Source organism: Nocardioides sp. (assembly GCF_051876515.1).
Classification (GTDB): domain Bacteria; phylum Actinomycetota; class Actinomycetes; order Propionibacteriales; family Nocardioidaceae; genus Nocardioides.
In genome coordinates, this window is the sequence record NZ_JBJEHY010000112.1 from 1 (window position 1) to 11137 (window position 11137).

The window sequence follows — 11137 nt, forward strand, 5'->3', positions numbered from 1 at the left end:
ATGAAACATTTATTAGAGGAAATTACGATACAGGTTTTATAGAAAAGAATCTGGATACTTTGCTAGATATCTACGAAGCTGCAGGAGGAAATGATGTATAACCCTTTTAGACAGAAGAGAAAAGTGCTCACATGGGCGGTGAGCCGGTAGCGGAACAGCGAGAGCCACAGAGCCTGGATCATCGGCCACGCGGTCACCAGCAGCATCAGGATCACCGCGGGGGCCACGAGACGCAGACCCAGGCGGTTCTCCGCGACGGAGCGTTCGGTGGCGGCGGGCTTCGCGGCCCGCTTCGGCTCGGCCCGTCGGCGGGGGGTGTCGGTGGCGCTCACAGCAGCGTCCTTCCGTTCAGCACCTGCTCGATGAACTCGCGGGAGCGCCGCGGAGTCTCCTGGTCGACCGAGGAGGCCGGGTGCCAGGTGCTCTGCAGCGCGCTGGAGATGTCGGACCAGTACGGCGTCACGCTGCGTGGCGCGGCCGCGTCGACCGACTCCTGGAACAGGTCCAGCAGGTCGGCGGGGTAGGCATCGGTGACGCCCTTCTGCTGGTAGCCCTCCGTGCTGGCCGGCATGTTGCCGGTCATCGCGGCGTTGATGCCCTGGTTCTCACCGCTGACCAGGCACTGGGCCGCCTCGAGGGCCATCTCCTTGTGGTCGGAGAAGGCGCTCACGCCGATGCCGATGCCGCCGTACGGGGGACGGGACTCCTCGCCCTCGACGGTCTGCGGGTACCGGGCGTACCCGATGTCCTTGGCGACCTCGGGGTCGGTCTCGTCGTAGTTGTGGAAGATGTAGGTCCAGTTGACCATGAACGACCCCTGGTCCGACCCGAAGGTCGAGCCGGCGGTGCCCTCGTTGCTCACGCTGAGGTCGGCGGGCGCGGCCTTCGACGAGGCCAGCTTCTCGATCACGCCGGCGGCGAGCCTTCCCTCGTCGCTGTCGACGGTGAGGTCGGCGTCGATGCCCTTGTCGGCGTTCTCGATCAGGTGACCACCGGCACCCTCGATGAGCGCGTTGATCCACACGACGTAGCCCTCGTACTTGTTGGCCTGCACACCGATCCGGCCGCCGTCCTCCGACGCCGAGTCGATGATCTGGTCCCACGTGACGGGCTTGCCCATGTCGATGCCCGCCTTCTCGACGAAGGACTTCCGGTACCAGAGGACCTGGGTGTTGGACCAGAACGGGAACACCACGAGCTGGTCGTCCCAGGTCGCCGCGTCCATGGCGCCGGCGAAGGTGCCCTGCTCCTCGAGCTGCTGGCGCGCCTCGTCCGGCACGGGCTCGAGGAAGCCGGCGGAGGCGAACTCGGCGGTGAACGGCGGGTCGAGGCTCATCAGGTCGATCGCCGAGTCCTCGGCCGCCAGGCGCCGGGCCAGCTGGATGCGCTGCTGGTCGGAGGCCTGGGGGAGGACCTGGGTGGAGATCGTGTAGTCGCCGGTCGAGCAGTTCTCCGCCAGTGCGGCCTGGCCGCCGTTGTCGGGGTTGATGTACCAGACGAGCGTGGGTGTGCTGGCCTCGGCGCTGCAGGCCGCGAGCGTCCCCGACGCCAGCGTCAGCGCGGCGAGCACGGTGGTGATGCGCCTGCGAGGCAGGGAATCTCGTGCCATGGAACCTCCCGAGAGATAGGTCTTGTCTACGCCAGTCCCACGTTTGTGACAACCCTCACACCTCGCCGGTCGAGCCCGCCCTGGTGGTCGAGCCTGTCGAGACCGCGCACCGCGGCCACTGCGAGGATGGGCGTGTGAGCGAGGCAGTGACGTGGTGGGCGCCGGGCCGGGTCAACCTGATCGGTGAGCACACCGACTACAACCACGGGTACGTGCTGCCCCTGGCGATCGGGTACGGCTGCACCGCCACCGCCCGCCACGCCGTCGGCGGGCGCTGGACCGCGCGGTCCGCCCAGGTCGACGAGCCCGTCACCGTGGCGCCCGGCTCCCTGGATGGGGACGACGTCCCGCAGTGGGCCCGGTACGTGCTGGGGGCGGCGACGCTGCTGCGCCAGCGAGGGCTCCTGCCGGACGGCACGGAGCCGGGCCTGGAGGTCGAGATCGACTCCGACGTCCCGCTCGGCGCCGGACTCTCGTCCTCGGCTGCCGTGGTCTGCGCGTGCGTACGCGCCCTCGACGACCTGCACTCCCTCGGACTCGACGACGCCGACCTGCTGGCTCTCTCGCGCGCCGTCGAGAACGACGTGGTGGGCGCACCCACTGGCGGTATGGACCAGTTGGCGTCCCTGCGCGGTGTCGCTGGCCACGTCCTGCTGTGCGACATGCGTTCCCTGGAGGCCGAGCCGATCCCGTTCGATCCCGCTGCCGCGGGCCTGACCCTGCTCGTCGTCGACACCCGCACCCCGCACGCGCACGTGGACGGCGAGTACGCGGCCCGCCGCGCCGGGTGCGCCGCCGCCGCGGCGGCGCTGGGGGTGGACACGCTCCGCGAGGTGCCTGACGTGGAGGCGTTGGCCGCTCTGCCGGAGGACCTGCTGCGCCTCGCGCGGCACGTGGTCACCGAGAACGAGCGCGTGCTGTGTACGGCTGAGGCGCTGCGCGCCGGGGAGCTGGCCTCGATCGGCCTGTTGCTCACCGCCTCGCACGCCTCGATGCGCGACGACTTCGCCATCACCGTCCCCACGGTCGACGTGTGCGTGGAGACGCTGCTGGGGGCGGGAGCGCTGGGCGCGCGGATGACCGGCGGAGGCTTCGGGGGCTGCGTGATCGCGCTCGTGCCGGCCGACGCTGTCGGCGCCGCGGTGGCGGCGGTCGAGGCGGCGTACGCGGAGCGCGGGTGGCAGGCCCCGGTGGCGTTCGAGGTGGCCGCGACGCGGGGCGCCCACCGCCTCGGTTGAGGCGCCTCAGGCGCGGGCCGCCACCCGGGTGATCGCGTCGGTGAAGGTGTCGAACAGCGGCGCCGGCAGGTCGTGGCCCATGCCGTCGACGAGCAGCAGCTCGGCCCCGGGGACCGCCGCGGCGGTGGCCCGACCGCCGCTGACGTGCACCATCCGGTCGGCCAGCCCGTGGACCACGAGCGTCGGCGTGCGCAGGGAGCGCAGCGCGAGCGTACGGTCGGGCTGGCGCAGGATCGCCAGCGTCTGGCGGGCCGCACCGCTGGCGTCGACGCCGCGGTTCCACGTCTCCTCGGCGAGGCGGCGGTAGTCGGCCTCCGGGGTCGGGTAGCCGGGCGAGGAGATCAGGGTGTTGATGCTCAGGCTGTGCGCGACGTAGCCCTCGAGGGTGTCGCGGCGTGGGGCCAGCATCCGGGGGAGCACGCTGGGGTGCTGCCACCCGACGGTGCGGCGCCCCGTGGTCGACATGATGCTGGTCAGGGAGCGGACCCGCTGCGGGTGGGCCAGCGCGATGGTCTGGGCGATCATGCCGCCCATCGACACCCCCACGACGTGAGCGGTCTCGAGGCCGAGGTGGTCGAGCAGCCCCACGGCGTCGTCGGCCATGTCGCCCAGCGTGTACGGCGGCGCACCCGTCCCGGTGGTGAAGGCGCGGACCAGGTGCCGGCGGCCCACGGAGGTCGCGATCTTGGTCGAGCGGCCGACGTCGCGGTTGTCGAAGCGGACCACGAAGAACCCGGCGCGGGCCAGCTGCTCGCACAGCTCGACCGGCCACCAGTTCAGCGGCGCGCTGAGGCCCATCACCAGCAGCAGCGGCGGGTCGGCGGGCGAGCCGAACGTCTGGTAGCACAGCTCCACCTGCCCGAGAGGGGCGAACAGCTCGTCGGAGAGCGGGACGCTCGCGTCCACGGGGTGCGGGGCCATGCGGGCCAGTCAACACGAGAGCTGGTTGAACGGAAAAGCGTCCTCCGTGCCGGACGGCGGTCTACAGTCGCTGATTGTGAGCCAGCACACAGTCGCCGACTTCCTGCGTCCCCCGGGCTTCGAGCGCCCGGAGCGCTCCGCGCTGCTGCGCGAGGCCTCGGCGGTCACCGAGGTGGGGCGGTACGCCCGCCGTGCGGTCACCGAGCGGGTCGTGCGCCGCAGCACCCCGTACGCGGGGCGGGCGCCGTACCGGTCGGCCGACCCCGTGCTGCTGGTCCCTGGGTTCCTCGCCGGCGACCAGTCCTTGGCCCTCCTGGCCCGCAGCCTGCGCGGCGAGGGGTTCCGCACCTACCGCTCCCACATGCACGTCAACATCGGCTGCACGATGGCCGCGGCGGGGATGCTGGAGCGACGCCTGGAGCAGGTCGCCCACCGGCGCGGTACCCGGGTCCGCGTCGTCGGGCACTCCCTGGGCGGCATGATCGCCCGCGGGGTGGCGGCGCGCCGTCCAGACCTCGTCTCCGGCATCGTCACCCTGGGCAGCCCCGTGCTGGCCCCCGGCGCCCACCACGGGTCGCTGGCGGCGGGCGTCGACGTGCTGGTCCGCCTCAGCCGGGCCGGCGTACCCGGCCTGATGGCCGAGGACTGCGTGGCCGGCGAGTGCGCCCGGCAGAGCTTCGAGCAGGCCCGTACGCCGCTGGCCGACGACATCGGGTTCACCGCGGTGTACAGCCGGCGCGACGGGTTCGTCGACTGGCGTGCCTGCCTGGACCCCGACGCCGAGACCCGCGAGGTCAGGTCCTCGCACTTCGGCATGGCCTTCGACCCGGACTGCGTGGACCTCGTCGTCGACGCCCTGCGCAGCCCGGTGCTCCGGCAGACCTCAGCTGTCGAAGTTGATCGCGGAGAAATCGCGTAGCTTCGCGAGCTGGTGCTCGGCGGTGATCGTGCGCACGGTGCCCGACCGCGAGCGCATCACCAGCGACTGCGTGGTGACGCCCTTGCCGCTGTAACGCACGCCTCGCAGCAGCTCGCCGTCGGTGATGCCGGTGGCCACGAAGAAGCAGTCGTCGCCGGTCACCAGGGTGTCGGTGGTCAGGACGTGGTCGGGGTCCAGGTCGTGCCCCGCGTCGAGGGCACGCTGGCGCTCCTCGTCGTCGGTGGGCCACAGGCGACCCTGGATGGTGCCGCCGATCGCCTTCATCGCGCACGCGGCGATGATGCCCTCCGGCGTGCCCCCGATGCCCAGCATCAGGTCGACGCCGGTGTCGGGACGGGCGGCCATGATCGCGCCGGCCACGTCGCCGTCGGAGATGAACTTGATCCGGGCGCCGGTGGCGCGGATCTCCTCGACCATCTGGTCGTGGCGCGGGCGGTCGAGCAGCACGACGGTGACGTCGCGCGCGGCGCTGCCCTTGGCCTTGGCGACCCGGGCGATGTTCTCCGCGACGGGCAGACGGATGTCGACGACGTCGGCGGCCTCGGGGCCGGTGGCGAGCTTCTCCATGTAGAAGACCGCCGAGGGGTCGTACATGGTGCCGCGCGGGGCGACGGCCATCACGGCGATCGCGTTGTTCATGCCCTTCGCGGTGAGCGTGGTGCCGTCGATCGGGTCGACCGCGACGTCGACCTCGGGGCCGGTGCCGTCGCCGACGCGCTCACCGTTGAAGAGCATCGGGGCGTCGTCCTTCTCGCCCTCGCCGATCACCACGGTGCCGTTCATCGCGACCGAGGAGATCATCACGCGCATCGCGTTGACCGCGACGCCGTCGGCGCCGTTCTTGTCGCCACGCCCCACCCAGCGACCGGCTGCCATGGCGGCCGCTTCGGTCACTCGGACGAGCTCGAGAGCGAGGTTGCGGTCTGGCGCCTGCGTCGAAGTCATGGTGCGCATGTTATCGGTCGCTCCGGGCGTCTCCGTACCTGCTCACCGAGGTGGCCTTGACCGACAGCCAGACCTCGCGTCCGGGAGTCAGGCCGAGCTCGGTGGCGGCCTCCACGGTGACGTCGGCGAGCAGGTCCACGGCGGCGTGCACCAGCAGTCGTACGGCGTCGCCGTGGGGCACCGCGCTGGCCACCCGCCCGTGCCACCGCAGCCGGGGCGAGCCGTCCGGCTCGGTGCGCGAGACGACGACGGCGGACGGCGGGAACGACATCAGCCCGTCGTCGTGCGCCACCACGTTGAGCCCCACGAGCCGGGCCACGTGCTCCGTACGGGGGCGGGCCGACACCTCGGCCGGGCTGCCGTGCTGGGCGACGGCGCCGTCGTCGAGGACGAGCACCTGGTCGGCGAGCGTGAGCGCGTCCATCGCGTCGTGGGTGACGAGCAGGGTCACACCGCCGAACTCGCGCAGGTGCTGGGCCAGCTCGATCCGCAGCGCCATCTGCACCGAGACGTCGAGGCCGGTGAACGGCTCGTCGAGGAGCAGCAGGTCGGGGGAGCTGGCCAGCGCGCGGGCCACGGCCACCCGTTGGGCCTGGCCGCCGGAGAGCTCGGCGGGCCGGCGCGCAGCCAGGTCGGCGATGCCGAACCGGTCCAGCCACTCCAGAGCCAGCGCCGCGGCCTCCCGTCGACCGACCCCGCGCGAGCGCGGCCCGAAGGCGACGTTGTCGGCTGCGCTCAGGTGCGGGAACAGCAGCTGCCCCTGGAAGACCATGCCGACGTTGCGCTCACGCACGGGCAGGCCCAGCAGGTCCCGTCCGCCGAGGCGGGCGCGCCCGTGGGCCGGGACGAGCCCGGCGAGCGCCTTGAGCAGGGTGGACTTGCCGGCACCGTTGGGGCCGATCACGGCCAGCACGTCGCCGGCCGCGACCTCGACGTCGGCGCTCAGCCGGTCGTCCACCCGCAGGTCGACGCTCAGGCCGGTGCCGGTGCCGGTGCCGGTGCCGGTGCCGTGGCTGCTCATGCCGTCCCCAGCCAGTGGTGGCGCAGGAGCAGCAGCACGCCGACGCACACGAGGAGCATCACCAGACTCAGTGCGAGGGCGGCGTCCTGGTCGGCCTGCCGGGTCACGTAGATCAGCGTCGGCATCGTCTGGGTGGTGCCGGGGTAGTTGCCGTTGAAGGTGATGGTCGCCCCGAACTCACCCAGCGACCGGGCCCACCCGAGCACGGCGCCGGCCACGATCCCAGGCATGGCGAGCGGCACCGTGACGCGCCTGAACGCCGTCCAGCGGCTGGCGCCCAGGGTTGCGGCGGCGGCCTCGTACGCCGGGTCTGCCGAGCGCAGGGCGCCCTCGATCGAGATCACCACGAACGGCATCGAGACGAACACGTGGGCCAGCACGACGCCCCAGGTCGTGAACGGGAACGCGAAGCCGGTCCACTCCAGCAGCGGCTGGCCCAGCACCCCGGTCCGGCCGAACGCGGTCCGTAGGGCAACCCCGGCCACGACGGGCGGGAGGACCAGCGGCACGGTCACGAGAGCCCGTACGACGCCGCGACCGCGGAACTCGACCCGCGCCAGCAGCCACGCCAGGGGGAGGCCCAGCAGGAGGCAGACGACGATCGCCGCCGTCGAGGTCGCCAGCGAGAGCACCAGCGCCTCGCGGGCGCTGCGGGTGGTGAGGTGGTCGGCGAGGTGGACGAGGTCGGTGGCCGCGACCATCGCGACCAGGGGTACGACGAGCAGGGCCGTCGCGAGCGCCGCCGGCACCATCAGGAGCGCCGGCGGACGCCCCAGCGGGTCGGAGGTGCGCACGCTCACGGCTGCCCGAAGCCGGCCGACTCCAGCACCGCGCGGCCCTCGGGCGAGGTGACGAGGTCGATCCACGCCTGCGCGAGCTCGTCGTCCTCGCTCTGGGTCAGCGGGGCCAGGACGTACGACGTGGCATGGTCTGCGGCACCGTCGATGGCCACGGCCGTCACCTCGTCCCCGGCCGCCGTGGCGTCGGTGGCGTACACGAGGCCCGCGTCGGCCTCGCCGGAGACGACCTTGTCGAGGGTGGCGCGCACGTCCTCCTCGAGGCTGACCGGCTTGCCGCGTACGGGGGTCTCGGCCAGCACCGAGAGGGCGACGCGTCCGCACGGGACCTCGTCGGCGCAGCGCACCCAGGTCAGGTCGGCCAGGTCGGAGAGGGAGGAGACGTCCTGCGGGTTGCCGGCGGCGGTGACGATGACGAGGACGTTGGAGGCGAACTCGGTCACCTCGCCGGTGGCCCCGGCGTCGCTGGCGAGCGTCATCGAGGCCTCGTCGGCGGTGGCGAGCACGTCGCCGGGGGCGCCGTCGGCGGCCTGCTCGGCGAGGTCCGTGCTGGAGCCGAAGGAGAGGACGACCTCGACGTCGTGCTCGTCCTCGAAGGTCTCCGCCAGGTCGGTGAAGACGTCGGTCAGGCTGGCGGCAGCAAGCACGGTGAGCGTGTGCTCGTCGGAGCCGGTCGACCCCTGCCCGCAGCCGGCCAGCGCCAGGGGGAGGGCCAGGAGGGCTGCTGCGGCGAGGGGCTTGCCGGGGATCACGGAACCTCCAAGACGACGTTGGTGGACTTGACGGACGCGATGGCACGGACGCCCGGGGCGAGCCCGAGGTCCGAGGCGGCGTCACTGCTCATGAGCGAGACGATCCGGTACGGGCCGCAGACCATCTCGACCTGGGCCATCACGGTGTCGGCCTTGACCCGGGTGACGATCCCGGACATCCGGTTGCGGGCGCTGACCGACCCGGCGCGGGTGCGGTCGCGCTCAAGGGCCTCGCCCGGTTCGAGGAGGCGTTCGGCCAGCTCGGCGAGGGCGACGCCCTCCACGACGGTCCGTCCGTCGTGGCGCCGGGCGGGGAGACGGTCGGTGTCGATCCACCGGCGGACGGTGTCGTCGCTGACGTCGAGCACCTCCGCACACTCCGCAACTGAGTAGATGGGCACGGGTGAATCCTTCCGCAGATGCGGGTGGATTGGCAAGTGAGGAGCGCGTGTGCGGATGAGGCGGACGTCCGGGGTGGTCCCCGGAGGCGGCCGGTTGCAGCACGGCTGGGAGGATGTGCGCGTGAGTGAGAAGAGCGGCCGGTACGAGCGAAGCTTCGGTGGCCTGATCGGTGCCATGGTCATCACGGTCGCGGCGGTCCTGGGGTTCCTGGTCTGGAAGGACACCTTCAGCGGCGACGCCGAGCAGGAGACCGTTCCGGTCGAGTGGTCCGAGAGCGTCAAGCTGGCCCAGGACGCCGGCATGCGGGTGGCACACCCCAACGAGCTGCCCACGGGCTGGATCGCCACGAGCGTCGACCTCGTCGCGGTCGGCGAGACGCGCTGGGGGATGGGGCTCCTCACCGACGACGAGGACTTCGTCGGCTTGCGTCAGCAGGACAAGGCCCTGAGCGAGATGGTCAAGACCTACATCGACAAGTCGGCCGAGCAGGGCGAGGACGTCGAGATCGACAGCGACGTCGCGACCGCTTGGCAGGTGTGGACCGACGAGGGCGGGGACACCGGCTACTCCGCCGAGGTCGGCGACGAGGTCCTGCTCGTGTACGGCTCGGCTCCGGCCGAGGAGATCGTCGCCTTCATCGAGTCCCTGACGCTCTGACGGCGCCGGGCGGGTCAGTCCTCGCCCTGCCCCATCGCCTCGTCGAGGCGCTTGCGGGCGCCGTCGAGCCACTCCTGGCACAGAGCGGCGAGCTTCTCCCCGCGCTCCCACAGCGCGAGCGACTCCTCCAGGCCGGTCCCGCCGGCCTCCAGGGCGCGCACGACTTCGATGAGCTCTTCGCGGGCCTCCTCGTACGACAGGGTCTGCTCACTCATCGTTGTCGCCTCCTGGCGCTGAGGGCGGCGTGCCGCCGGGGTCTGGGGTGACGGAGTCGGTGCGTGCGTGGATGCGTCCGTCCGCGAGGCGGATCGCCAGCTCGGTGCCGGGGGCGACGGCCTGGATCGAGGTGAGGACGTCGCCGTTGGCGTCCTGCACGACGGCGTAGCCCCGCTGGAGGGTGGCCAGGGGCGACAGCGCGCGCGCCCGGGCGCGCTGGTGGTCGATCTCGTCGGCCGCGCGGTCGAGGCGGTGCAGCAGCGTGCGCCGGGCCCGCTGCACCAGGTCGCCCACCTCGCGACCGCGGTCGGTCAGCAGGTTGCGCGGGTCGGCCAGCGCGGGGCGCGAGCGCAGCGCGTCGAGGCGCTCCTGCTCGTCGCGGACCCGGGCGACGACGAGCTGGCGCAGGCGGTCCCGGGCCCACTCGACGCCGCGCACCTCCTCAGCCATGTCGGGCACGACCTTCTTGGCGGCGTCGGTGGGCGTGGAGGCGCGTACGTCGGCCACGAGGTCGAGTAGGGGCTGGTCGGGCTCGTGGCCGATGGCGGAGACGACGGGGGTCCGCATCGCGTGCACCGCCCGCACCAGGGCCTCGTCGGAGAAGGGGAGCAGGTCCTCGAACGAGCCGCCGCCGCGGGCCACCACGATCACGTCGACCTCGGCGTTGCGCTCCAGACGGCCCAGCGCCTCGATCACCTCGCCCGCGCTGCGAGGACCTTGCATGGTCGCGTGCACCACCTCGAACTCCACCGCGGGCCAACGGCGGGCGGCGTTGTCGAGGACGTCGCGCTCGGCGGCGCTGCGCGGCGCGGTGACCAGCCCCACCTTGCGCGGCAGGAACGGCAGGTCCCGCTTGAGTGCGGGCGAGAAGAGGCCCTCGGCCGCGAGCAGCTGCCGGCGCGACTCGAGGCGGGCCAGCAGCTCGCCCAGACCGACCATCCGGATCTCGCGGGCGGCCAGGGAGAAGGAGCCCCGGTTGGCGTAGAAGGTGGGCTTGGCGTGCACGACCACGCTGGCGCCCTCGACCAGCGGTGGGGCCATCGCGTCGAGAAGGGAGCGGTGGCAGGTCATCGGGACCGAGATGTCGGCGACGGTGTCGCGCAGCGTCATGAAGACGGTCGCCATCCCGGGGCGTCGCGTGATCTGCGCGATCTGTCCCTCGACCCACACGGCGCCGAGCCGGTCGATCCACTGCGACACCGCGTTGGCGACCGAGCGCACCGGGGCCGGGGCCTCCGGGGTGGCGTCGCGCAACGAAGTCATGGCTGGACTGTAGAGGGTGGGGCTGACAACCTCGTCGGGTCCGGCCCAGCCGCCGGGCCGCTGTGCCGAGGACGGAAGGACGTGCCGTGGACCGGGACCCTGCCTCGGACCGTGACGACGACGAGGGCCGCGCCACGCTCACCCTCCGCCTGCGCGCCGCCGGCTGCGTGTTCGCCGAGGACGAGGCCGACGCGCTGCTGTCGACCACCGACGACCCGCAGCTCCGCGAACGGCTGGTGCGCCGGCGGGAGGCCGGCGAGCCACTGGAGCAGGTGCTGGGGTGGGCCGAGGTCGGCGGCGTGCGCGTCGCCGTACGTCCCGGCGTCTTCGTGCCACGGCGGCGCACCGAGCTGCTCGCCCGGCTGGCCGTACGCCA

Annotated in this window: 13 protein-coding genes and 1 pseudogene; 4 read left to right on the forward strand and 10 right to left on the reverse strand. The window is 72.4% G+C overall.

What is annotated here, in order from left to right; genetic code table 11:
• Positions 1-62 precede the first annotated feature (62 nt).
• Both ACI379_RS08105 and ACI379_RS08110 read right to left on the reverse strand, forming a co-directional pair.
• A complete protein-coding gene (locus ACI379_RS08105; RefSeq protein WP_439791575.1) occupies positions 63-332 on the reverse strand; it encodes a hypothetical protein in 270 nt (89 codons plus the stop codon).
• Complete coding sequence (locus ACI379_RS08110; RefSeq protein ID WP_439791576.1) at positions 329-1609, reverse strand: extracellular solute-binding protein; 1281 nt, start codon at positions 1607-1609, stop codon at positions 329-331. The genes ACI379_RS08105 and ACI379_RS08110 overlap by 4 nt, the downstream gene beginning before the upstream one ends.
• A 134-nt stretch (positions 1610-1743) precedes the next feature.
• Between ACI379_RS08110 and galK the strand changes: the two genes are divergently transcribed.
• On the forward strand, positions 1744-2847 hold the full coding sequence (galK, locus tag ACI379_RS08115) for a galactokinase (protein ID WP_439791577.1): 1104 nt from the start codon (positions 1744-1746) through the stop codon (positions 2845-2847).
• A 6-nt stretch (positions 2848-2853) separates the two neighbouring features.
• Here galK and ACI379_RS08120 read toward each other — a convergent pair whose 3' ends face one another.
• Positions 2854-3768: an alpha/beta fold hydrolase gene (locus tag ACI379_RS08120; RefSeq protein WP_439791578.1), complete on the reverse strand. Its 915-nt coding sequence runs from the start codon at positions 3766-3768 to the stop codon at positions 2854-2856.
• A gap of 76 nt (positions 3769-3844) precedes the next feature.
• On the opposite strand from ACI379_RS08120, the gene ACI379_RS08125 reads away from it, so the two are divergent.
• Complete coding sequence (locus tag ACI379_RS08125) at positions 3845-4687, forward strand: esterase/lipase family protein (RefSeq protein ID WP_439791579.1); 843 nt, start codon at positions 3845-3847, stop codon at positions 4685-4687.
• Here the strand turns inward: ACI379_RS08125 and glpX are convergent.
• The 5 genes from glpX to ACI379_RS08150 are packed head-to-tail and all read right to left on the reverse strand — an operon-like array spanning position 4652 to position 8624.
• Positions 4652-5653: a class II fructose-bisphosphatase gene (gene glpX / locus ACI379_RS08130; protein ID WP_439791580.1), complete on the reverse strand. Its 1002-nt coding sequence runs from the start codon at positions 5651-5653 to the stop codon at positions 4652-4654. The two genes, ACI379_RS08125 and glpX, sit on opposite strands and share 36 nt — an antisense overlap.
• Positions 5654-5663: 10 nt before the next feature.
• Complete coding sequence (locus ACI379_RS08135) at positions 5664-6674, reverse strand: ABC transporter ATP-binding protein (protein ID WP_439791581.1); 1011 nt, start codon at positions 6672-6674, stop codon at positions 5664-5666.
• Complete coding sequence (gene modB / locus ACI379_RS08140) at positions 6671-7474, reverse strand: molybdate ABC transporter permease subunit (RefSeq protein WP_439791582.1); 804 nt, start codon at positions 7472-7474, stop codon at positions 6671-6673. The genes ACI379_RS08135 and modB overlap by 4 nt, the downstream gene beginning before the upstream one ends.
• Positions 7471-8223 (reverse strand): molybdate ABC transporter substrate-binding protein, encoded by a 753-nt coding sequence (gene modA, locus ACI379_RS08145; protein WP_439791583.1) that lies wholly within the window; start codon positions 8221-8223, stop codon positions 7471-7473. The genes modB and modA overlap by 4 nt, the downstream gene beginning before the upstream one ends.
• Entirely contained in the window at positions 8220-8624 is a 405-nt protein-coding gene (locus ACI379_RS08150) for a TOBE domain-containing protein (RefSeq protein ID WP_439791584.1), read from the reverse strand. The genes modA and ACI379_RS08150 overlap by 4 nt, the downstream gene beginning before the upstream one ends.
• 121 nt (positions 8625-8745) lie before the next feature.
• Here ACI379_RS08150 and ACI379_RS08155 point away from each other — a divergent pair, with 121 nt between their 5' ends.
• Complete coding sequence (locus ACI379_RS08155; RefSeq protein ID WP_439791585.1) at positions 8746-9282, forward strand: DUF4245 family protein; 537 nt, start codon at positions 8746-8748, stop codon at positions 9280-9282.
• 14 nt (positions 9283-9296) lie between these two features.
• Here ACI379_RS08155 and ACI379_RS08160 read toward each other — a convergent pair whose 3' ends face one another.
• Together ACI379_RS08160 and xseA are read right to left on the reverse strand one after the other, a co-directional pair.
• Positions 9297-9497, reverse strand: coding sequence for an exodeoxyribonuclease VII small subunit (locus ACI379_RS08160; protein ID WP_439791586.1), 201 nt, complete (start codon positions 9495-9497; stop codon positions 9297-9299).
• Positions 9490-10761, reverse strand: a complete 1272-nt coding sequence (gene xseA / locus ACI379_RS08165) for an exodeoxyribonuclease VII large subunit (RefSeq protein ID WP_439791587.1) — start codon at positions 10759-10761, stop codon at positions 9490-9492. Before xseA ends, ACI379_RS08160 begins: the two co-directional genes overlap by 8 nt.
• An 86-nt stretch (positions 10762-10847) precedes the next feature.
• Between xseA and ACI379_RS08170 the strand changes: the two are divergent.
• Positions 10848-11137, forward strand: a pseudogene (locus tag ACI379_RS08170) (hypothetical protein); the annotation flags it as partial.

Excerpts from the sequence above, each read along its gene's own strand:
- ACI379_RS08110 (WP_439791576.1), bottom strand. The coding sequence starts at position 1,609 with ATGGCACGAGATTCCCTGCCTCGCAGGCGCATCACCACCGTGCTCGCC.
- ACI379_RS08120 (WP_439791578.1), bottom strand. The coding sequence starts at position 3,768 with ATGGCCCCGCACCCCGTGGACGCGAGCGTCCCGCTCTCCGACGAGCTG.
- glpX (WP_439791580.1), bottom strand. The coding sequence starts at position 5,653 with ATGACTTCGACGCAGGCGCCAGACCGCAACCTCGCTCTCGAGCTCGTC.
- ACI379_RS08135 (WP_439791581.1), bottom strand. The coding sequence starts at position 6,674 with ATGAGCAGCCACGGCACCGGCACCGGCACCGGCACCGGCACCGGCCTG.
- ACI379_RS08160 (WP_439791586.1), bottom strand. The coding sequence starts at position 9,497 with ATGAGTGAGCAGACCCTGTCGTACGAGGAGGCCCGCGAAGAGCTCATC.
- xseA (WP_439791587.1), bottom strand. The coding sequence starts at position 10,761 with ATGACTTCGTTGCGCGACGCCACCCCGGAGGCCCCGGCCCCGGTGCGC.